Origin of the sequence: Levilactobacillus cerevisiae, assembly GCF_003946245.1 — a bacterium.
GTDB lineage: Bacteria > Bacillota > Bacilli > Lactobacillales > Lactobacillaceae > Levilactobacillus > Levilactobacillus cerevisiae.
Map to the genome: position 1 here is coordinate 24,868 of NZ_RHNN01000011.1, position 22,638 is coordinate 47,505.

20 protein-coding genes and 1 pseudogene are annotated in these 22,638 nt (G+C 53.9%); 13 read left to right on the plus strand and 8 right to left on the minus strand.

What is annotated here, in order from left to right:
• The first annotated feature begins 144 nt into the window (after nt 1-144).
• Entirely contained in the window at nt 145-729 is a 585-nt protein-coding gene (locus tag EKM99_RS06815; protein ID WP_125582181.1) for a TetR/AcrR family transcriptional regulator, read from the plus strand.
• A 348-nt stretch (nt 730-1,077) separates the two neighbouring features.
• Here EKM99_RS06815 and yaaA read toward each other — a convergent pair whose 3' ends face one another.
• Entirely contained in the window at nt 1,078-1,824 is a 747-nt protein-coding gene (gene yaaA / locus EKM99_RS06820) for a peroxide stress protein YaaA (RefSeq protein ID WP_125582183.1), read from the minus strand.
• A 348-nt stretch (nt 1,825-2,172) separates the two neighbouring features.
• Nucleotides 2,173-2,826, minus strand: coding sequence for a deoxyribose-phosphate aldolase (gene deoC / locus EKM99_RS06825; protein WP_125582185.1), 654 nt, complete (start codon nt 2,824-2,826; stop codon nt 2,173-2,175).
• Nucleotides 2,827-2,966: 140 nt separating this feature from the next.
• On the opposite strand from deoC, the gene EKM99_RS06830 reads away from it, so the two are divergent.
• From EKM99_RS06830 to EKM99_RS06840, 3 genes are all read left to right on the plus strand, one after another.
• Entirely contained in the window at nt 2,967-3,911 is a 945-nt protein-coding gene (locus tag EKM99_RS06830) for a sugar-binding transcriptional regulator (RefSeq protein ID WP_125582187.1), read from the plus strand.
• Between the two features lie 51 nt (nt 3,912-3,962).
• Nucleotides 3,963-4,697: a DNA alkylation repair protein gene (locus tag EKM99_RS06835; protein WP_125582189.1), complete on the plus strand. Its 735-nt coding sequence runs from the start codon at nt 3,963-3,965 to the stop codon at nt 4,695-4,697.
• A 103-nt stretch (nt 4,698-4,800) separates the two neighbouring features.
• Complete coding sequence (locus EKM99_RS06840) at nt 4,801-5,373, plus strand: plasmid pRiA4b ORF-3 family protein (RefSeq protein ID WP_125582191.1); 573 nt, start codon at nt 4,801-4,803, stop codon at nt 5,371-5,373.
• A gap of 156 nt (nt 5,374-5,529) precedes the next feature.
• Here the strand turns inward: EKM99_RS06840 and arfA are convergent.
• From arfA to EKM99_RS06860, 4 genes and pseudogenes are all read right to left on the minus strand, one after another.
• Nucleotides 5,530-7,032, minus strand: a pseudogene (gene arfA / locus EKM99_RS06845) (arabinosylfuranosidase ArfA).
• Nucleotides 7,033-7,640: 608 nt separating this feature from the next.
• Entirely contained in the window at nt 7,641-8,060 is a 420-nt protein-coding gene (locus EKM99_RS06850) for a hypothetical protein (protein WP_125582193.1), read from the minus strand.
• A 15-nt stretch (nt 8,061-8,075) separates the two neighbouring features.
• Complete coding sequence (locus EKM99_RS06855) at nt 8,076-8,585, minus strand: hypothetical protein (protein ID WP_125582195.1); 510 nt, start codon at nt 8,583-8,585, stop codon at nt 8,076-8,078.
• A gap of 62 nt (nt 8,586-8,647) precedes the next feature.
• Entirely contained in the window at nt 8,648-9,082 is a 435-nt protein-coding gene (locus EKM99_RS06860) for a GNAT family N-acetyltransferase (protein ID WP_125582197.1), read from the minus strand.
• Between the two features lie 174 nt (nt 9,083-9,256).
• Here EKM99_RS06860 and EKM99_RS06865 point away from each other — a divergent pair, with 174 nt between their 5' ends.
• Nucleotides 9,257-9,895: a TetR/AcrR family transcriptional regulator gene (locus EKM99_RS06865; protein ID WP_125582199.1), complete on the plus strand. Its 639-nt coding sequence runs from the start codon at nt 9,257-9,259 to the stop codon at nt 9,893-9,895.
• A gap of 133 nt (nt 9,896-10,028) precedes the next feature.
• On the plus strand, nt 10,029-11,321 hold the full coding sequence (locus EKM99_RS06870) for a YhgE/Pip domain-containing protein (protein ID WP_125582201.1): 1,293 nt from the start codon (nt 10,029-10,031) through the stop codon (nt 11,319-11,321).
• 102 nt (nt 11,322-11,423) lie between these two features.
• Here the strand turns inward: EKM99_RS06870 and EKM99_RS06875 are convergent, their stop codons facing one another.
• A complete protein-coding gene (locus EKM99_RS06875) occupies nt 11,424-12,182 on the minus strand; it encodes an SDR family NAD(P)-dependent oxidoreductase (protein WP_125582204.1) in 759 nt (252 codons plus the stop codon).
• Between the two features lie 132 nt (nt 12,183-12,314).
• Here EKM99_RS06875 and EKM99_RS06880 point away from each other — a divergent pair, with 132 nt between their 5' ends.
• From EKM99_RS06880 to EKM99_RS06910, 7 genes are all read left to right on the plus strand, one after another.
• The gene (locus EKM99_RS06880; protein ID WP_125582206.1) at nt 12,315-12,839 is read left to right on the plus strand and encodes a TetR/AcrR family transcriptional regulator; all 525 of its coding nucleotides are present in this window, start codon (nt 12,315-12,317) and stop codon (nt 12,837-12,839) included.
• A 156-nt stretch (nt 12,840-12,995) separates the two neighbouring features.
• On the plus strand, nt 12,996-13,886 hold the full coding sequence (locus tag EKM99_RS06885; protein WP_125582208.1) for an EamA family transporter: 891 nt from the start codon (nt 12,996-12,998) through the stop codon (nt 13,884-13,886).
• 606 nt (nt 13,887-14,492) lie between these two features.
• Nucleotides 14,493-15,983 (plus strand): hypothetical protein, encoded by a 1,491-nt coding sequence (locus EKM99_RS06890; protein ID WP_125582325.1) that lies wholly within the window; start codon nt 14,493-14,495, stop codon nt 15,981-15,983.
• Complete coding sequence (locus tag EKM99_RS06895) at nt 15,980-17,002, plus strand: hypothetical protein (RefSeq protein WP_125582210.1); 1,023 nt, start codon at nt 15,980-15,982, stop codon at nt 17,000-17,002. Before EKM99_RS06890 ends, EKM99_RS06895 begins: the two co-directional genes overlap by 4 nt.
• 1 nt (nt 17,003) lies before the next feature.
• Nucleotides 17,004-20,129: an SbcC/MukB-like Walker B domain-containing protein gene (locus tag EKM99_RS15790; RefSeq protein ID WP_225419809.1), complete on the plus strand. Its 3,126-nt coding sequence runs from the start codon at nt 17,004-17,006 to the stop codon at nt 20,127-20,129.
• Nucleotides 20,122-20,931, plus strand: a complete 810-nt coding sequence (locus tag EKM99_RS06905) for a DUF2399 domain-containing protein (RefSeq protein ID WP_125582212.1) — start codon at nt 20,122-20,124, stop codon at nt 20,929-20,931. Before EKM99_RS15790 ends, EKM99_RS06905 begins: the two co-directional genes overlap by 8 nt.
• A gap of 375 nt (nt 20,932-21,306) precedes the next feature.
• Nucleotides 21,307-21,735, plus strand: a complete 429-nt coding sequence (locus EKM99_RS06910) for a GNAT family N-acetyltransferase (RefSeq protein WP_125582214.1) — start codon at nt 21,307-21,309, stop codon at nt 21,733-21,735.
• Nucleotides 21,736-21,754: 19 nt separating this feature from the next.
• Here EKM99_RS06910 and EKM99_RS06915 read toward each other — a convergent pair whose 3' ends face one another.
• The gene (locus EKM99_RS06915) at nt 21,755-22,624 is read right to left on the minus strand and encodes a hypothetical protein (RefSeq protein WP_225419810.1); all 870 of its coding nucleotides are present in this window, start codon (nt 22,622-22,624) and stop codon (nt 21,755-21,757) included.
• Nucleotides 22,625-22,638: the final 14 nt, after the last annotated feature.

Below are 22,638 nucleotides of genomic sequence, written 5' to 3' on the forward strand. Positions count from 1 at the left end.
GTTCTGTGGTATCCTGTGAGTAAAATATGCCTCACATGTGGCTAAATAATACGCAGAAGTGTTAATCACGTCCACCACACAATGAGTTACTATGTGGATTAAGCCACACTTTCGCCACATCTGGGGTCTAACGGGAGGGATTCGATGACGGATAGACGAGTCGTCCGAACGAATCAGGCGCTGCGAGCGGCCTTTAGAAAACTGGCCCAGCAGTATCGGTTTCGCGAAATCACCGTGGCACAGTTAACCGCGGAGGCCAATATCAATCGGAAGACATTTTACTTACATTTTGACTCGATTGATGATTTGGCGGATAGTTTCACCGCGGAGATTGCGGATCAATTATTAGAATTGTTATTGCGGGAGCCGGCCAACCACGCGCCGCTGAATCATCCGGGCGTCTGGTTTGACCGGTTGAGTGCCTTCTTCGAGGAGGCGCCAACGTTCTATACGTTTATCCTGACGTCAGACGACTACAGCTTTCTCTCACGTCGGGTGAAATACCGCGTGGCAGCGGGGTTAGCGGCGGATTTTCAAAAGGACTATCAGCTGAGCGCCCTGGACGCCGAGATTGGCGTGAACTTCCTGATCGACAGCACGTTGACGCTGTTTCGGCTCTACATTACCAAGCAGCTGGGCGACCTGTCGTCAGCAGAATTTCGCCAGCGCATGGTGACGCTGAATTTGGCGGGGATGCGCGGGTTTTTGAAGTTGGCTGGAGGGAAGTAAGAGTAGGACAACAGCCAGCTGCCTGTTGTCGCACGTTTCGGCAGTAGAAATGTGGGGACACCAAAAGAGCCTGAGAAATGATTTCCGCCCAGACTTATTTTTAAAACTGGCTAAATGATTTTACGCGCTTAATGGAAAAATGCTTAAACTTTCAGTGAATTAAATGAAATAATGTGATTCTGATAAATATCATTAACGTTAGGCGGGTGAACGCGTCGGCCAGACGAGCAGCCCAAAGGCACCGTCGCTTTAAGCCCTCTTCAGCCGTACGCGCTGTTTAGCACCAAACGCCCAAAAATCTAAAAATCATCAACCACCTTATCACAGGGAAGTTGATGATTTTTGCGTCTACTTTTGATAAATAAAAACCAACTGCGTCGCCGTCGATCGGTCCGCTGCAAATGCCCAGTCGGGGTGGTCAAAGGCGGTCGCGTCGGCTGCCGTCAGTGCTTGGTGTTCGGCCAAAAAGCGGACCATTTCGCCACGGGCCATTTTGGCGAGAGTGGCCTTGGTGACCAGTTTGCCGTTGACCAGGCTGGCGAACACGATGGTGATTAGTTGGTCCGGGTTCTGCAGGTAGGGCGTGATGGCCTTTGCGTACTCCTGTGAGGCCAGATTAATGATCGGTTCCGCGCCGTCAACCAAAGCCTGGTAGAGGCGGTCGCCCCAGAAATCATACAGATTGCGAGCACCGGCGACCGGCAACTTCGCCTGCATTTCCAAGCGGTAGGGGACGATGCCGTCAAATGGCCGCAGGATCCCGTAGAAGCCCGAGAGAATCCGCAGATTGTTACGGACGTAATCCAGGGCCGGGGCGGTAAACAGGTCCGGCGCCATGTACTGGTACTGAATCCCAGAGTAGGCCAGGAGTGCGGGCGTCAACTGGCGCTGCAGGTCGAGTTGCTGGAGCCAATTGTAATTGGGTCGCGCAAGCTTGTCGCTGCAGTGCCACAACGTCTTCGCCGCGGCATAGTCCAGTTGTCGGAGCCGGGCCAGGATGGCTTGCGTCTGGTCAAGGTATTGGGGTAGGCCATCAACGCCAAAGGTATCGGTATCGACGACCATTTTCTTGGCCGGTGCGATGATGATTTTCATGGGGAACCTTCTTTCGAGTTAAGGGGTGCTTGGCGCCAAAGTGCTAGTTCCATTGTACCGACAATCGCCGGCATTACGACAGTTATTTTACCCAATTTCCCTAAAAATCGGTACAAAAAAAGCAGCCTCGCGTTCTACTCGAGACTGCATGTGGTGAGGTGCGGCGACCTTCTGAATGCTTGCGCACCGATCGCGTACCCCCACCGTGGTTTGGCACCACGAGTAGTATCGCACGTGGCTGGTGGTGAGTCAAGGAAAAATTGCTGTGGCAGATTCACGTGGTCGTTGTCCAGGCGGTAACTGACCACGTGAGCCCGCTAAATGTTTCATGTGGAACATTTGGTCAGCTTAGGCCTTGCCAATGACCTTCAGACCTGAACTCGTACCCAAGCGGGAAGCCCCGGCATCAATCATGGCTTCGGCCTCATCCTTGGAGTGCACACCGCCAGACGCCTTGACTTTGATGCGGTCGCCAACGGCCTTCTTCATCAGGACCACGTCTTTAATGCTAGCGCCACGGGTCGAGAAGCCAGTGGAGGTCTTAACGAATTCGGCGCCAGCGTCGGCCACAAGCTTGGACGCCTGCATGATTTCTTCGTCGCTCAACAGGGCCGTTTCGATGATGACCTTGGCCAACTTGTGGTTGTCGTGGGCCGCATTGATGACGGCGGTCAGGTCGGCGGTCACGGTTGCCAAATGGCCACTCTTGAATTCGCCAATGTTCATGACCACGTCAATTTCATCCACGCCGTCTTTCACGGCCTGCAAGACTTCGGCGACCTTGATGGCCGTGGTGTTCGCGCCCAGAGGAAAGCCAATCACGGTGTCGGTATTGACATCGGTATCTGCCAATTGTTGGTGCGCGTAGGCCACCCAGTACGGGTTGATCATCACGGAGCGGAAGTGGTTTTCCTTAGCCTCGGCAACGATACGGTCAATGTCGGCTTGCGTGGCCTCCGGAGCGAGTAGGGTATGGTCGATGGTACGGTTTAAATCAGTCATGTTCATGTCCTCTTTTCTGTTAGGTTCAAATCTACCCTCTTAATCTACCACGCTTTCTTACAAATGTAAAATAGAAAATATATCAAATGTAAAGTGTGGTAAAATAGGGCTATCAGTAAATTTGAGATGGAGGAAATCGCATGGCACTGTCTAAAAAACAAATTGAACGGATTTTGGCGATCAGTCGTTACTACTATCAAGACGACCTCAGCCAGCAGGAAATCGCCCAGAAGATGAACCTGTCCCGGCCGACGGTGTCCAAGTCGCTCCAACTGGCGCGGGAAAATAATATCGTCACCATCACCATTCAGGACCCCTTTGAAAATACGGCGGTCATTCGCCAGCAGCTACAGGAGAAGTATCACCTCAAGGACGTGGTGATTGCAGAGCAGGCGAACTACGATGAGCAGGGCATTTTGGAACAGTTGGGGGCCGTCACAGCAAATTACCTGGATCAAATTGTGACGGACGGCGTGACCATCGGCATCAACTGGGGCCGGACCATGGCGGCCGTGGCCAACCACCTGCATCCCAGTCACAGCCAAAACGTGCGGCTGGTGCAGCTCAAGGGGAGCGTGACCAACTCGGGCGAGGACAATTTCTCAGCAGCGATTACCCAGAAATTTAACCAGGCCTTTCACACGCAGGCGAGCCTCTTACCCTTGCCGATTATTTTCGGGGATGCCAAGGTCAAGCAGCTGGCCATGCGCGACCAGTTCATTCACCAGGTCGTTTCCCAGGGCAATGCGGCCGATATCGCGCTGTACACGGTCGGAACGACGCGACCAACCGCCATGCTCTTTCAGTCGGGCTACCTCGACGATGCGCAAATTCACCAGCTCCAGACGACGGCGGTGGGCGACGTGCTCTCCCACTACATCACGGCCGCCGGGGAGTTAGCCGTGCCGGAATTGGACCAACGAACGGTCGCCATCCCTCTGCCCCAGCTGGCGAAGAAACGCTATGCCATTTTGATTGCCGGGGGTCAGGCCAAACTCCAGCCGATTCACGCGGCATTGGTCGGCGGGCACGCCAACGTGTTGATCGTGGACCAGGCCGTCGCCAAGGCGTTGGTTGCGCTGTAGCGGCGGGCATTTGACGACCAGAAACTCTGACAATTGACGGGAGGTAGCCACATGGATCTGGCAACGACGATTTGGACGGCAGAGACGTATCAGACATTTCTAACGGAACTCGAACAGGCCGGGGGCGCCACGCTGCGGGAGCACATGGCGCGGCTGGTGCCGACCGACTATCCCATCTGGGGCCTGAAAATGCCGCAGTTGCGCGCGTTGGGGACCACGATTAGTCGCGGGGATCCGGTCGGCTTCTTGCAGGTCGCGGGCGCGGAATCCTACGAGGCGGTCATCGTGCAGGGCTTTGTGCTGAGTCGCATGAAAATCGGCTGCGCGGCCTTCACCCGGTATTGTGACGCCTATTTGACGCGGGTGGATTGCTGGGCGATGTGTGACCTGGTCGTCCACTGCCAGCAGGTGCCCAAGTTCAAGCCGGCCTTTCTCCCCACGATTCAGCGCTACCTGCAGGCGACCAACCCGTGGATCCAGCGCACGGGACTCGTTTTCCTGCTGAAATTTTATCTCACCCCAACGGACACGGCGCAGACGCTACGGTTGGCCGCGAGTGTGGACAGTGACGACTATTACGTGCAAATGGGCCAGGCGTGGCTGTTGAAGGCGGCCTTCCCTAAGAATCAAGCGGCCGTTTACCAGCTGTTGCGGGCAGTTTTACCCCTGCCAGTGGTCCAGAAAACGGTGGCGAAGATTAAAGGTTTGCGGCACACGAGCCTAACTGAGCAGGCTGAGTTGCAGGCGATTCTGGCGGAACGGCGGTTGGCTCAAAAGCGGGGATGATTGCCAGAAATGACTGACAAATTTCGTGAATCAGCTTGGAGAAAACTCTTTAACAGATCAAGTCAATTCGGTATACTAAAGAAAAAATAGTGGGGTGAGTTGCATGGCATTTCCGATTGCAATGGAAATTAAGGTTGAGTTGCAAGATCGCAAACCCAGTACGTGGCGTAAACTAGTGGTCCCAATCGGTCTGCGGTATGACCAATTGCACGTGCTGATTCAATTGTCGTTTGGTTGGCAAAATATGCATTTATATCAATTTTATACAGAAAAAGATCAGGATAGCCTGATTGTTCAGGAATTTGATCCCGAGCTGGCCGACAATCCGTTTCATCAGGTCTCGCAAAGAATTGCGGCGGAGAGCTACGTTTATCCGGACCTGGATGCGGGCCCCGTGGTCTACGAGTATGATTTTGGGGAGGACTGGCTCCACAAAATCAGTTTGGAAAAAGTGTTGACGGCCGAGGAATTGGTCCATGATGAAGTTGCGCTGCCCAGCTGTGTGCGGGGGGCGGGCCCGATTCGGCGGGAAGATTCCGGCAGTGAAAACGAAGGCAATGGTGAACGCAGGGCTGGCTACTCCAAGAAAACCATCAACGCGCAGTTAGACCGCTGGTCCGGTGCTGGCGAGCAAATGATTCTGGCGGATGACTTGGGACTTAGACCGGAGTTTTAGGAGCGGCCGCGGACTTGGCCATTGCTAAATTTATTTCCGAAAAAAACGTCCGGTCAGGAGACCAGGCGAATTGAAAAAGCAGACGTGGCGTGAGATGGCCAGGTCTGCTTTTGGTGTCTATTAAATCAGTTCATTAGGTGTTAAGAATTGCTCAGGCTACTTCACCTGGAAGCGGATCATGTTCCAAGACAGCGGCGCCAGCGTCACACTGGCCTGATGGCCCTGCGCGTTGACGGGCAACGGCCGCAGCTGCATTTTACCGTCACGGTTGTCGGCCTTCACGTCTTAGCCGGCGAACTGGGTGGCCTCGATGACGTGGTCGACCGTGAAGTCGGTCAGGTCGAGGTCAAAGTCGAGCGTGTCCGTTTGATGCTTGTTCTCGGCGAAGACCGTCATGGTGTGGCTGGCCGCGTCGTAGGTCGTGACCGTGTCGAGGTACGGAATGTCCTTGAACTCACGGGAGTTGTAGGTGGCGGACTGGCTGTGATCGACCAGCACCTCGCCTTGGCCGTGGTTGGCGACCTGCATGAACGGGTAGAAAATGGACTGCTTCCACACGCCGCCGTCCGTGTCCGTCATGATGGGCGCAATCACGTTGACCAGCTGCGCCAGGCAGGCAATCTTGACCCGGTCGGCGTTGCGCAACAGCGTCATCAATAGGCTACCCACCAAGAGGGCGTCTTCAAAGTTGTAGACGTCTTCCAGCAAATGTGGCCCCACCTGCCATGGCGTTACTTTGGTATCGGCATCGTTGGAGTGGTACCAGACGTTCCATTCGTCAAAGGACAGATTGATGGTCTTGGTCGACCGCTTGCGGGCCTTGACCGCGTCACACATGGCAACGACCCCCTTGATAAACGCATCCAGGTCGAGGTTCTTGCCCAAGAAATTGTCGAGTTCGGTCGGGTCATCGTCGTTGTAGTAGCCGTAGTAGCGGTGCAGCGACAGGTAGTCAACGTTGTCGTAACACTCATCCAGAACGGTTTCTTCCCACTCGCCAAAGGTCGGATTGTCCATGGACGAACTCCCACAGGCGACCAGCTCCAGCGAATCGTCCACGCGACGCATGGCCTTAGCCGTTTCGTTGGCCAGGTGCGCGTACTCGGTCGCGGTCTTCGCGCCAATTTCCCACGGGCCGTCCATTTCGTTGCCCAGGCACCAGGTCTTGATGGCAAATGGCTGTTCCGCGCCGTTCTGCCGGCGGAGATCACTCAAGTACGTGCCCTGAGGGAAGTTGCAGTACTCCACCAGGTCGGCGGCTTCCTGAATCCCGCGGGTGCCCAGGTTAACGGCCATGTTCGGCACGGCGTTGACCTTGTCCGCCCACTTCATGAATTCGTGGAGGCCAAACTGGTTCGTTTCCAATTCACGCCAGGCCAAATCCAAACGGACGGGCCGTTGTGACTTGGGACCGATGCCGTCTTCCCAGCGGTACTGGGACAGGAAATTGCCGCCGGGGTAGCGAATCAGGGGCACGTTGAGTTCCTTCACGGCGTCGATCACGTCGGTCCGGAACCCATCTTCGTCGGCAGTGGGGTGGCCGGGTTGGTAAACGCCGGTGTAGACGGCGCGGCCCAGCTGTTCAATGAATGAGCCGTACAGTCGCCGGTCGATTGGCGCAATCACGTCTTGGGGCTTGATTTTCGTGGAACCTTTCATAGGAATGACCTCCAAAATTAAAGTAGTGGTGAACGTTTGTGAGAACGGTTACATTTAAACGTTCATGAAATAATTAACTTAACTATAACCGACGCTAACCCGGGTGACCATTGAGAATCTCACCGAGAGTTTATAATTTTTGTCATAGCTAAAGATGAAAAACTTCGGAAGGGTGGTTAACGATGATTGTCGCTGTTAAATTAGGTGGAGGTGCCACCTGCGGCTGCCAGAGATTCCGGTTACTATGGGGACCGCCTGCGGCCTGAGGGACGGTCCTCCGGCTCGGTTTGAAGCCTGGAGGAATCGCCAGTCTCCAAACACGTCCCACGCTGTAAGCTGATTCTCAGCTAACACCGTTGTCACAGCTACCTCCGTCTCTGGCCTCCTCCGGTTGAAACGGTGTTTTACCAGTTATGTTAGTACAAAACACTATTGCGCTAGCTTTTGACGATTGGTTGTTGCCACGTTTAGTGTAGGTGTCACTAAACGTGGTAAGCTATTTTAGGCAATGCTGTCACAATGGTTTAGTGGCCGTCTGATTCTGATTAGACTTATCTATTTAGGCCATAGAAAAAGCGCCCGCGAGAATTTCGGGGCGCTTTGTTAAGCTAGCGTTTGAAAATCATCGCCCCGTACGATTCGTTCCCGGTGTAGTTGCCGGCGAGGTTCGGGGTGTGCTTGGGGATGATGTCGAAGTGGGTCTTATTGAAAATCTTAATTTTGACGGGCGCTGAAGTCTTGGCGCTGTAGTGGAGCCGACCGTAGTAGGTGGATTTCGCGTGCTTCTTCAGGCCGGTGAAGCGCCAGTGGTAGCGGAGGCTGGTCCCTTTGACGTGAATCGTGGCGTGGTTGCCTTTAAAGGTGGTCCGGTCGTGAAAGCCACCCTGGGAGCCGTCGGTCAGTCGGTACCAGGTGTGACTGCGAATCGATTTGGGCAGCGTGGTGCTGGCGTTAGCCGTGAGCGGCAGGCCAAGTGGCGCAACGGCGACGAGGGTGAGGGCGGTGATTGTGATTTTTTTGAAATTCATGCGACTTGAGCTCCTTTAGAAATTGGGATGATTTTTGACAGTATGGTACCAGCCGGTGCCCGTCAGATAAGTGGTGTAGGTCCAGACGGTATACGGTGAAGTCCCGTAACCACCGGCGTCGTTGGACGAATCGAACTCGCCGAGGGTCCAGTGCTTGTGATTGTTGAGGTATCGCCAGCTGGGTTTCACGTGGTAGACGTTGTCGCTATTGCGGGTGCCAAAGCTATACCACCCGTTGTGGTGGCGCAGGTAGTAGCGGCTGGCCGCGATGTGAGACTGGTGCCACTTCCCGTTACGGGTCGTTTTCGTCGCGATGTAGACGCTGTGTTTCGCGAAATGTAACCGCTGATACCGCCATTTGCCGCTATAGGCGTTCTGATAGGAATACCAATATTTATGGTGGCGGAGGGTCTTACTGTTGGTGTAAAGCTTGGTCTTGGCGCTAGCCGGGGTACTAGGCGCAACGGCAATCAAGCCGGTGAGGAGCGCACTCAGGGTTAGGGTCGCGTAGAACAGTTTTTTCATGATGATGAATCCCCTTTCACATGACCCCAGTATACGAGTTTGTGAAGGCGATTCAAGGGGAATTATGCACGCGTCCAGGTCATGCATTGGTCCAACTGCTGCGTCTCTGGGTCGACGACTGCCGGTTGCGCTTGGAAACCGTGCTGGCGGTAAAAGCGACTGGCGCGGGCATTGGCCGTGTAGACGTTCAGACTGAGATGGGGGTAGTCGGCCTGTAAACGGGTCATCAGGGCGTGGCCCACCCCCTGGTCACGGGAGTCGCGGGCGACGAAGATTCCGGCAATGTCTGTTCCCTGCAGACCGGCAAAGCCCAGGATGCCGCTGTCATTGCGGGCGACGTACAGCGTGGCCTGGGGGAGTTGGGTCGTAACCGTGGGCGCCATGCCTTGCCAGTAGCTGGCGGGGATGAATGGGTGGGCGTCGAGGTTGCCCTGTAGCCAAATGGCCAGCAAGCGGTCCAGTTCGGCGGGGGTGGGGGTTAAGATTTGAATTTTCATGAGAGCCTCCTAATGACCTTTAGTATACCGGGCTGGCGGGTGTTTGACCAGCAGATGTTTCACATGAAACATTGGGTGTTGGTAAGGTGACCCACCCAGGTGGGGACTATGGAGACGAGCTGGTGGCGCTTTGCTGGCGGTCGTGGTTGACTAGCCGTGAGGAGCGTGAGGATCATGGATGATAACGAAAAATTAGCGCGGATTTACGCGGCGGCGAGTGAACTATTCATTCAACCGGGGTATCACGATACCCAAATGCAGATGATTGCGCAACGGGCGCAGCTGGCGGTGGGCACGCTGTACCGGCTGTTTAGTAGCAAGGAAGCACTGTTGGATCACGTTTTCTTGACGACGTTACCCGCTGGAGATAATGCGGGGGCTATCTATCCCTTGCAGCCAGTCGACCCGCGGGAGTTGGTCCGCCGAACGGAAGCAACCTACACCGCGTGGAACCGCCAGTTGGCCACGGAGACGGCACTGTCCTTTGACGAGCGACTGACGGCGTTGTTTACCGCGTTCAAGCGCTACGGCCGCTACTTTTTGATTTTAGAGCATAATCCAACCGTTAATCCGGCCCTAACCGCGTTGTACCGGCAACAGCGGCAGGCGTTGTACCAGCAGGTGGGCGAGCTGTTGCGGCAGACCGTACCGGACCTCAAAGACCCGCAACGGCACGGGATGGTCGTCGTTGACCTCGTCTTCTGGTGGTGCGCCCACAAGCGCTACGACAGCTTTGAAACGGAAATGGCGCATGCGGATGACGAGGAGATGCTGGCGGTGGTCCGCGAGGTGCTGCACCGGTGTTATCAATGAGGCCCCTTTGTTATCTCACCGCGTAAAGCCCGCCAGATTCGGCCGAAAAAGATGCAATTTTAGCCGGCGTGATTAAACTGGGCAGTAATCGAATGAATGATCCGTTCATTCAATCCTAAGGGGGATGTCGATTATGAAATCACGCGAATGGTCGTATTTGAAGAAGCACCCAGCACTGTGGCGTATTTTATTGGGAATTCTAGTAGTGCCGTTGGTCTACGCGGCAACGTTTCTGGCCTCCGTTTGGAATCCGTACGGGGAACTCCACAACCTGCCGATGGCGGTGGTCAACCAGGACCGGTCAACCCAAACGTTGGCGTGGGGGCGCCAGGTGACGCACGAATTGACCCGCAGCAAGTCGCTGCAATTCCATGAAATGGGCGCGGCTCGTGCGCAGCGGGAATTGCGGTCGGGCAAGCTCTTCTTAGTATTAAAAATTCCAGCGAACACCTCACGCCGGTTGAGTCGGTTGGCCACGGATCCGCAACAGTTACGGGTGACTTACCAGACCAACGCCGGGCAGAGCGCCATTGCCGCTAAGATGGGCAATTCCGCGATGACCAAGCTGCAGGCAACGCTGAATCAAGCGGCCGTTCAGGGGGAGCTCCAGGCAATCCAACGGCAGACGGCGCAGGCAGGCAAGCGGGTGACCGCCACGGCGGGGCAAGTGACGCAGGTAACCCGGGCGTTGGCAGCGGGCTTGCCGGCAAGTCAGGTTGTCGTGGCCAATACGGCCATCGCTAACGGCTTGGCTCAGGGCGGCCAACAATTACGGGCGACGCAGAGTGCGCAACAGCTCAAGAACCTAGCGGCGCCCATCAAGTTGGTTCAACATGACGTGGCACCCGTACCCAACAACGGGACGGGGATGGCGCCGTACTTTATGACGATTTCGTTATTCGTTGGCTGTATCACCTTGAACATCATTTACGATGCCGGCAAACGCCACGGCAACTATCGGCGGTTCGTCAATGCCTGGTTGGATAAGATGGGCTTCCTCTGGGGGTTCGTGATGTTGGCCGCATCGGGGATGTGGCTGGGAACTTACTACATCAATGGGTTGCGGCCGTTGGAACCGGTGAAAACGTACTTGTTGAGCTTGCTGATAATCCTGGCGTTCTTCAGTCTGGTCACGTGTTTCCGCTTGTGGCTGGGACTAACGGGCGCTTGGCTGATGCTGATTTTCATGCTCTTTCAAATTGGCTGCTCGGGCGGCACGTATCCGATTCAGCTGACCAATCCGCTGTACCGCGCCGTGCACCCGTACTTGCCGATGACCATCGCCATGAATGGGCTGCACCACACCATTTCGCTGGGCGGGTCGATTAGCGGCGTTGTCGGGATCCTGGTAGGCATGATTGTCGTCTTTAGTTTGGGAACGTTGGGCTTCTTCTACTGGCACCGGCGGGATGCAGCGGTCCTGTAGCGGGGGTTGGCATCTAGAAATCAAAAACAGGTAATCATGGCAATTACTTGCGATGATTACCTGTTTTTGTGATGACAGCAAGGATTATTGTAAAATTACTGACTAACGGGCTTCCGTCATACCACCGTCGACGCCAATTGTTTGGCCGGTAATGTAATTTCCGCCGGGGGAAGCCAAGAACATGACAACTGGTGCAATATCTTTTTCTGGATCACCAAAACGGCGAAGGGGAATCTGTAATTTGGCGTCTTTAAAAGTATCAGGATTAGCTGCGAAGAAGTCCTTAGCTAATTCGGTCATGGCGTCCGGGCAAATCACGTTACAGGTAATATTGTATTCACCGTATTCATTGGCTATTTGGCGCGTGTAACCACGAATAGCTTCCTTATTTGAGCCATAAGCGGAGTTGCCGGGGTCGCCGACAACGCCACTCATGCTGGCGACATTGATAATTCTGCCGAACTTTTTAGCCTTCATATGGGGTAGGCAGGCATGCGTAAATAAATAGGTTCCGAAAGCCCCGGTGGACCAAGCCATCTTCATGTCCTCAGGCGTCGTCTCCTCGGCTGGTCGAATATCAGGTACGCGTTGTGCGTTGTTTACGAGAACGTCAACTTTACCGAACTCTTTGATGACAGCTGAAACGGTTTGATTAACATCCGTTTCCGATGAAACGTCGCACTTGATGGCGATTGCTTTTTTTCCTAAGGCCTTAATTTTTTCACTAGCCTGGGCTGCCGTTTGCTCATCGTATTCCGCAATAACCACTTGGGCGCCTGCGAGTGCGAATGATTTGGCATAGGCAAAACCGATGCCACGACCGGCACCCGTGACGATGACAACTTTATCTGTAAAATCCATCTCAAAGACCTCCTTGTATGTAATTAATTGTATTTCATTTCACAAAAGAGTAGAAGTGACCATTGGGGGTAAAAGTCTCGTTTGAAACTTTAGGGTATAATTGTCTCATGCAAAGGTGGTTGGTGAAGATGGATGAATACCAGAATAAGGCTAATTAATGCGATGCAGATGTTGCTAACAAAACACGCCATTAAAGACGTGACGGTAGAGATGATTCTCAAGCAGAGCGATATTTCAAAGGCAACATTCTATCGTTATTTTGCGGATAAATATGAATTAGCAACGGCTTATTACACGCATACGCTCTATGATGTTTTGCTGTATACGGAACCAGATTATCGATCATCAATGAACAAACTGTTGGATTTTATGAAGGATAATCAAGAATATTTTAAGCAATTGATGGTCTTGGATGCGCCGGACGACTTGGCCACGCTGCTCTTTCAAAGTAGCATGCAAACGTCTCAAAAAGTGATGGAAGAATATAAGCAGCAGCCATTATCTAAACATGAAGTCCAGGGGCTGGCTTTCTTCACGGCAGGGGCCACGCATACCATTTTACAATGGATAGACTCTGATACAGCTTTGCCAGTGGTTGAGGTGTCTGAGCTGATCTATCAATGTATCCCATCGTTTTTAAAACCCTACATCCCCTGAAAATAGCGGCTCATGAATACCGGGACTAGTTGTAAGCGGTTTCAGAGAAAATGACTAATTTCCTTGATAATCCAGTCGATAATTTTACCACCAGCACTGGGATTGTCAGGTGTGATGTATAATGAATAGGTGAGATTTTTTAGATGAGGTGAGTTTTTGAAAAAGTTAGCACCCCTGTTTGTGGGGTTAGGCGCGGTCAGCTTTGGGATTCCGGCGTCGTTATTTAAAATTGCGGCCAGTGAAGGCGTGGTCAATGGGCCGCTGCTGTTCTGGTCGTTTCTGAGCGCCGTGATCATTCTCGGTGTCATTCACTTTGCGCGGCGACAGTGGCTACGCTATCAGCACACCAACTGGAAACAGATTGGGCTGGTGATTGCGGCCGGGACGGCTTCCGGGTTCACGAATACCTTCTACATTCAGTCGTTGAAATTAATTCCGGTTGCCGCAGCCGCAGTGATGTTGATGCAGGCGGTCTGGCTGTCGGTGTTGCTGGGATCCGTTATTCACCGGCAGTGGCCGTCGCGGGTCCAGGTTCTGAGCATTGTGCTGGTCTTGATTGGCACGATCTTGGCGGCGGGACTTTTTCCGATTACGCAGGCGTTGTCGCCGTTGGGATTATTCTTCAGTTTCTTAGCAGCCTGCGCGTACGCCTGTACCATGCAGTTCACGGCCAGTCTGGGCAATAACCTGGACGCGTTGAGTAAGACGTGGCTGCTGTGTATCGGCGCGTTCCTGTTGATCTCGATTGTCTGGGGACCACAGATTGTGACGGCCAAGGTGACCGGCAATACCATCCTGTGGGGCGTGCTGATTGCCCTGTTCTCAATGGTCTTCCCGTTGGTGGCCTACTCAATTTTTATGCCGTATTTGGAACTGGGCATCGGCCCGATTCTGTCGTCACTGGAGCTACCGTCGTCGATTCTCGTGGCCTTCATTTTGCTGGGAGAAACCGTGAGCTGGCCGCAAATCATTGGGGTACTGGTGATTATCGGTGCCGTGATTTTGCCAAATGTGTGGAGCATGCAGCGGCGGGGTCAGATTGATTAAATGTTTCATGTGAAACAATGGCATACGTTTCAGTAATAGGGACTAAAAAGGGAGCCGGCGACGTTTGTCACCGGCTCCCTTTCACATGGCATTTAACACGGCTTAACGACTAACCAGACTGCTGGGAACGGCCACCAGCGTGGTGCTCCGGTGAGTGAGCACGACACTGGCGGTGGCGCCCAGAATCAGAATGGCGAGAATGATTTTCAGAATGCGTTTCATGGCGGCAGACCTTCTTTGACAGTGAGTATACCACGGAAATGGGGCGTAGGGGTCAACTAGGGTTGCCGGGTGTATGGTGCTGGGAACGTGCCGGTCGTTGAACCAATCGCGGTCGATTTAATCTGGATGGTGCCAGTTAGCGGTGATGAACTATCCGCTGACCGGGTCATTTGGTGGCACATTCTGTCTGGAAAACGACCACTGCCACCGCAATCATTTTACGGGTGTTTTTGGCCAGAAAGTTGTTGACGGCGAGAGGGTTAATCGATATAGTGAACACTACGCATAATTAATATAGACCATTAAATAATTTTCTTAATATTGGCTGGTTCGTCAGCCCGCTTCCCAGTATACTTGAGAGTGAATTTAAAGGGGGTAACACACATCGCGGTCACATTGGAACCAAAATTAAAGCAATTATTGCTGGCCAACAACCTGGGGCTCAGCCAGAGTCACCGGTTGGCGGGCTGGCATGTGCTCACGATCCTTTACCATGACGGCGCAGCTAGTGGTGCCGTCACGGATCTCAACTACCTTTTACAAAAATACAACAACGAATACTTAGAGCCAGACGAAAAGCCCATCACGGACACCGTTTTGAAACGCATTTTAGGCGTACTGGGCAACGATGCCAGCCTAGTTGAAGTCTCGCCACGCAAGGTGCGGAGCCGGATGGTGAATGGTGGTTATCACACGCATCAATCCTACGTTTATAAAATTACGAGTAGCGGAATTGAATACTTAACCATGATGCAAAAGGTGATTGACGCCGACAATACCGTGACGGCCAACATTACCCGGATTCGGGAGTACTGTGAGCTCGTCGCCAAGTTGGCCGATCCCCAGCTCTCCGCGGTCGACACGCAACTTTACAACGACTTTCAAAACATGTTGTCGGCCTACGCGGACGTCATGAAGGGGATGCACAAGCTGGACGAGGACCTGAGTGAATTGGCCAATAATTTAGCCTTCAATCACGGGGGTTCGGCGGCCAGCCAGCTGCAGAATAAGGCGATTCCGGCGTTCAAACAACTCCTGAATCAGGGACCGCGGACCCAAGCGCTGGCCAACTCGCAAAGCTTCAGTAAGCGGGTCGCCCGGAGCCAACAGGGGAGCGATGACCTGGATGCCGCCCACGCGACGGGAGACCAGGCCAAAATGCTCCTGCGGTTCCAAAATGTCCAAGACTACGCGCAGCGGCAATTAGATCGCTTGGCAGCCAGTTTCGACCCCAGTGCGACGGCGATTGACAACAGTCTGGACACCGTTTATTTACTCTTTCAAACGATTCTGAGCGCAATCCGGTTACTCAGTCAGGAATACGATCACATTCAGAGCCAAACGGTGGACGTGCAGGCACTGACCGGCCAAGTCGACAAGCTACTGACGCGGTATCAATCGTTAATTGTTCGTCAACCGATTGCTCGGCATTTGCCATACGACCGCAACGACCTGGATGACGAAACCGACCTGTTAAATGCCACCACGATGGGCCCCGTGGCCTACGCGGCGGAGACTCGCACCAGTACGGTGGCGACCGCGGCTGATAATCCACAACTCGCCACGGATGATGAAGACCTACCGGATTTACAAGACGGTCTGGCTGAATTCCAACAATTAGTCATGCAGGACGCTGATCACGGGGTGGTGGACCATGATTTAACCTTCACCTCGCAACACGCCCGCGACGAAGTCATTCGGCTGTACAGTGCCACGGGTTACGACCACTACGATAGCTTCGCGCCGTTTGGTCGTCCGGTGGCCAAGGTGACGACGCTACAGGCAACGCCCGTGCAGATTCACTGTGTGGGCGAGGCCTACACGGTGACCTTGCCCGGTACGTTTGCGGTCTGGTTTGTTAAGGAGGACGCATGAGTAATTTACGCGCCACGGAGCGCTTGATTATCAATCAATTAATGGATCACGGCATCTTCACCAGTACCATTACGCCGCAGACCACGGGAACCACCGCCGACGCTATCAACGCCTTGAAACGGACGGTCACGCAACAACGATTGAACAGCTATTTTAAAAATCTCCTGGGAGTCGTTCCCGATAACTACCAGGAAAATTTACTCTTTCTCTTCGGGGACAAACGGTTGGAACCGGAGTCCGTGCACGTCTTGTTGGCGACCATCAAGGCCGTGATTAATTTACCAGAATTGCAAAACGCCCAGAGCGACCGGGTGGTACCGACGCAAACGATTATTCGTCAGGTGCACAGCGAGGTGGTGGAGCTGGATGAAAAGGAAATTCGCCGCCGAATCACGCATTTATTTGTGGACCGCTTCGCACTGTTCGTTCCCGACATGCCCGAGCTAGGTCCCAGTGACCAAACGCAAGAGGTGGAGGACTATTGGGATATCAGTCCGGACTTTAATTACGTTGCGCAATGCCTGGTAAACCACCTGCAGGCAGGCGAGAGCGCGCAACCGACCACACCTATGCAGCGGGTCAACCGGGCGCTGTTGAACAAACGGTACTTGAGCCGCGACTCAAAGCTCTGGCCGGAACTCCTGGTGCATAAGGCAGAAATCGCGGAGCAGTGGGCCCAACTGGAGCGGTTTGAATTGGAATGTGGCGACGACTATGCGTTGCTACTGGACCGGACCCATCAGCCTAGCAAGGCCAAACCGTTTGTGGTAGCGATTGCCGTTGCCCGGTCGTTAGGGGTTGGGTTGCCGGTCGACAAATTAGTTCCCAGAATTCATTTAATTATTCGGCAGATTTTTCCGGAGGAGCAAGTGGGCATTAGCCTGGTTAAACAGGCCCTCACGGATAATGCGCTGATCACAGAGGAAAATGGGTATGTCAGTCCCACGCCGATTGCCAAACGTTTCGTGATGCGAACGGTGCTGGAACAAGACGAGCAACCAACTGAGGAGGAGAGCTAATTTGACGAAGGTACGAGAACAATTAACGCCCGCCAGCTATCATCTACGCAACTTTAACAAGTACGTGAAATTAGACATGCAGGCCGCAGAAAACGGAAACCTGACGCTGATCGGTGAAAACGCAGCGGGGAAGACCACACTAGCCAACTGTTTCTTTCCGATGCTGATTGATGGCTCAATCTCTACGCCTTCATTTAACGCGGCGAAGGGGACGGATAAGCTGGACCATACGGGAAATCCGCGGAACAGTGCCCGGGATACCCGGAACTTTGAGGGGATGTTACTCGGCTGGGGCAGTGGTGCCATGAAGGTGCGGACTGGCTACAGTTATCTGGTCCTGCGTTCGGCCAAACGCCAAGTGATTCTGGGCCTGGGCGCACATCGTGCCGTTGGGGAGAGCCGCAAGCCGACTTGGTGGTTCGTGGCAATCAGTGATCAGGTGACGGAACCCCTGACGGTAGTGACCACGGCCGCTGACGGGGCGAGCCTGACGGAAGAGGACTTCCGTCAGGCTAACGCTGGTTTGGGCAAGCAGTTACGGCTCTTCAATCAGGCGGCCAATTACCGCGAGTACGTGGCCACGCAAGTCTACGGTTTCGCGGGCGGCGAATCGCTGGGGAAACTGGCGGCCGTTTACCGGTTGCTGGCATCGCCCATTTTAACGGCCGGTAATGCCCGGTTTACGCCGATTCGTGAGGCACTGAAGAATGCGCAAGAGGGAATTGACCCGCAAATCATCCAACAGGTGGCCGATAGCCAACGCGAGGTCAACCAGACCAAGGGTGTCTTGGACCGGCTGAAACAGGCCCAGAAACGCCTACAGAAGATGAAAAAGGAGATCTTCTGGCGCAATCTGAACCACATTCGTGAAACCACGCTGGATCCCTATAGTCAGGTGCGTCACGACTACGAAAAGAAGCAGGAAGTCATCGATCAAGCGCGGCAAACGATTGTGACCGTGGACGAGCAACTTAAAATTTTGACGGAAAACCTCACGCAGAGTGCGGAAAAGTTACGCCAGTTGCGGCAAGACAAGGCCAATCAAAAGAGTATCGAGGTCTTGCGCGACCAATACCAAGCGCAGATCAAAAGCCTGACCCAACGGCTGGCAACCTATCGCGCGCAACAAAAGCAGTTGGAAAAACTCCGGACGCAACTAACCGACGTGACGGACCAACAGGCGGCGTTGCGTGCTCAGCAGCAAACGACCAATGAGCAGGAACTGCGGCCGCTGTTGACCCAGTTAGCCACGCAAGCGACGGGCCTGTCCGAATTGATGGACGTGGTCACCGAGGTGGATCCGGCTAAACTCAGCGACCAACTGATGGGCTACATTCGTCAGATGAAGAAGGTCCTGACACGCTACCAAGACGATGAACGGGCCAAGGAACGGGTCAGTCAAGATGTCCAAATCGTGGGCGAGATGCGGGGCGAACTGGATACCCGCATCGACCAACACGCCCAAGGGCCATTGCAGGGCCGGGTACGGAAGGACTTGCACCAAGATAACGCGGAGGTTCACGAGGCCGGGGCAGCTAAAATGAATACCCAGTTCCAAGAGATTTTGGCCAAGCAACAGGCCGCGTTGACCGCCCATCCCGATTTAAAAACGATTCTTGCCCAGGCAGACTTTTTAACGCGCCTGACTCAGCAGCAAAAATCTCTGGCCGATATGGTTCGCCATTTAGCCGACATGGCGCGTGAGTTAAGCCAGTTGGCCGGTCAACAGACCTTTTTCGAGCAACAGATTGCTGATGTGGTGGCGCAGGTGGAAACTGGGTTTGACGCCCAACAGGTCGAAACCGAGATCAGCGATACGCAGACGCGGCGGGATGCCCTGGTGATTGATACTCAGATCGATCAGAAAATTGGTCAAGCAGAACGTGACCAGCAACAATTCGCCGTCGAGCAACAAACCTTGAATAACCAACGGGCAAACGCGGAAGGCCGCATCAGTTCGGCACAAGATGACCGGGCCAGCCTCGAAAAACGCCTACAGCAGTTGCAGGATCAGGGACAGTTAGGCTTGCAGACGTTGGCCCCCTACGTGCCGGCTGACGCTACGTTAACCACGATTATTGAGGCGCTGGCCTTTGTGCAACAGCACAACAGTGAGGTGCGGACGAGTAGTTACGGCGATATCAGTGATTGGATTGGTCGCCTGATTCATAAGAATAATAGTGACGGCATTGACCGTAACGCTTTGGATACCATTTTTGAGGAGCGCGGTTACGCGGATTTTGCCAGCGCCATGCGGCAACAGCGGTCCGTGAATCAAAATGGCCTGAGCGTCGTGGCCTTTGATATTAATCGGGCACTCCTCTTGATGGCCACGGACGAAAGCCACGTGGAAAAAAAGTTGGCGGAGTTAACCACGGGCAATAACGTTGCCCAGGATACCTACATGGCGGCCGCCGTTCAGCGGATCACCGCGCAGTACCTCTTGATTGCCGACTACAACCGGATGTTAACGGAGGGCGTTAGTCGCGAACAGAGTATCAAGTTGAAGATTGAATTGACGCCGGCCGACGTGGAACCTAAAATCATCGAAGAAGCCTGTGACCCGCAGCTCCAGGAACGGCCCGCACTTCTAGCCGAGGTTCAGAATCGTTTGGAGAAGCTGGCCAATGACTTAACGGTGGCCGATGACGATGAACGCTTTATGGTGGCAGCGCAACAGCTCTTGGACACCCGGCAGTGGTCGGCCTTTAAGGTGCTGATCAAGCGGCGCCAGAGTGATGAGAATCACTACGAAGAGGTCGATGACAAGTTCGTTCAGTCCGGCGGCTCCGGGGCGGAAAAAGCGCAGGCAATGGTCTTACCACTGTTACTGGTACCTAAGATGGTGCTTCAGCGCGCCACCTTGAAGGACGCACCGTACCTGGTGATGTTTGATGAATTTGCTGATAAATTGGACCCGGAAACGGCAAAATCCTTTGCCAAAACCATTGCGCGCTTTGGCTTTAACTTTATCGCGACCATGCCGAGTGGTGCCCAGAACAAAATTTTGGCGGATCGCGTCGACAACGTGGCTTATGACGTGATTGCACCCAAGAACCCCAACGATGGCCGCTTCCACGTGAACGTTGTCCGGGAGGCGCTGAGTTGGGGGGATGGGCATGAGTGAGTATCAACAGCAATATGAACAGGCAACGGGCAAACGGGTGTCGGCAGCTGCCGCCAAATTGGACGGGTTGTTTGATCGGATTGCCAATGGTGAAGTTCTGCCGCCACGGGGGCAACAGGCCGTAGACCTAGGCTTAACGGCCCACAGTCTAAACGACGCCCGAGAAAATCCGGCGGTGTATGACTACTATCACTGGGTGCTGACCAATTACTTTGCGCCCCAGCAGATTCAAGAGGTGACGGCAAAGTTGATTGGCATGGCATTTACCTGTGCCAATATCTTTCAAACCGACCTACCCCAGCCAATCACGTTAAACCCCTGGCAGATCCCAGCGATGCGAACGTTTCCGCTACGCACGACGCGGGCAATCGTTGTGGAAAATAATGGCGTATTTGCCTGGCTTCTCCAGCTACACCCGGAGTGGCCGCTAATCAATCAGTCGGGAAACGACTTTAACGCGGCATACGTTGACCTCATCCAGGCCCTAGAACGACAGCACGTCCAGTTCACGTACCTCGGTGACTTAGACAGTCGGGGCATCCAGATGGCCGATCACCTCTTCAACGTCTTACGACAAACGTCAATTGAGACCTTCACCGCGCTACAGTCACCGGCCAATGTGGTGAAGTGGTTGACGCTGAACGGGAGAGTCGATGGGCAACGTACCCGCCAGCTAACGGTCCAGAATCCCGTGTTCCAAAAGGAAATGAACTCGATTAACCTACTGGGTAAATTTGTGGAACAGGAACAGTTGATTGGCGCGTACGAAACGCTGATCACAGCGTGGTTAGCGCAAAAATAAAGAGAGACCCGTTAACGATGCGTTTGCGTCGTTGACGGGTCTCTTTGGCGGACACTATTTTTTCTCAGCAGAACGGGCTGGCGCTTTGACCGTTTGACAACTTCCCAGCGTGACCAAGGCCACGGTCACAAACAAAGCGGTAAATGACGTGATGAGTTTAACCAACATAAGCGGTTCCTCCTCCGAATGGACTAGAACACTTGCTGTGAGTGTACCACGTAATTTCGGTGAGCAGGAAAGTTTCGTTTTACCCGCCAATCTAGGCCTATCCGAAACTAAATTGCCTAGAATTGGTTCACAAACTGAACGCAAGCAAAGTTAAGTTAGAACCGGTAGAATGGAAAGTAAGAAATTTATCGAGGAGGAACTACAACCATGCCAACCCTTAAGCGCGTTGATTCACTGACCTTAGACCTCTACCTGAAAGGCATCTTCACCCAGCAATTTGACCAGCATCACTTCGATTACGACGGTCAGGTGGGCGAGGTCCTGGCCATCGGCGCGTATGACGACGAACGCCTGATTGGCGGCATCCTGATGCGACGGCGCTACGACCATTTGGATATTGCCAAGCTGGCAATCGACAGGGCCTATCGGGGCAAACGGTTGGGAACGCAACTGATCCGGGCCGCCGAAAAACTAGCGCGGGACCGGCACGTCATCAACATCACGCTCTCAACTCGCAGCTATCAGGCGGTCGGCTTCTACGAAAAATGTGGGTACCAAATCTACGGGACGGTGGTCGATCTCCCGTTTGCGGGCGTCACCACCACCTACTTCGTGAAGCGCCTGACGGCAAAATAAAAAGCCCTCCACCGAGAGCTTAATCACTGACACCATCGTAGCCAATGAACGTGTAATAGGTTTGCCCGCCAATGCGGTACAGACTATCAAACGTCCCCGCTGTCCCCGTTTCCGGATTGCCGGTCGTGTGTTGGGGCTGGTGCAGATTTTTTAAAGTTAGTTTGTATTGGGCGTTGCCAGTGTGGCTAACGCGGGTGGTCTTAATTCCCGCAACGGCATGGCTAAAGTACAGCGTCCGGTTAGGGTCGTGGAAGGCCGTTTTCGTAATTTTGGCCATGCCGATGGGTTTCTGATAAAAGCCCAGACCGGCGTTGGCCTTAGCGTCATATTGTAGAACTTCTAAATAGCCATCCGGTGTGACGCGGATACTCTTACTATCGGGTTCAATTGGGCTCAGAGCCGCATCGGCGCCACCCACGTAGAGGTCGCCGTGACTGTAGCCGGGCATGTAGTCCGGAGCCTTGACCCGCTTGAACGCAGAGAGCTTGGTGGTATCCGTGATGGTTGCCTGCGGATCATACGCGCTGGCGCCGGGGTCAATCGTATAACCCGGACGGGCACTGTTAGCCAGTACCGGGTAACTTAACCGCGCCAAGAATAATTGGAGGCTGGGGACCAAGTAACTGCCCGCTTTAGTCGTAGTTAGGTTACCGGCCACCGTGATGCCAGCGGGGAGTGTGAGTTTTTGACTGATTTCGTGACCCGTTTTATAAGTTGGGTAATAAGCGACTTTGACCGTCACGGGACGGGTGGTCTGGTAGTAGGCACTCAGGTTTAAAAAGTCCGTGCTGGCCGTATAATCGCCAACCTTGACCAGGGCGCTGGGCTTCTCCGTTTGGGCGTGAGCAGCCAGTAAGCCACTACAGATGACCAGCCCAAGAGCCAACAACCCGAGGGTGTTTT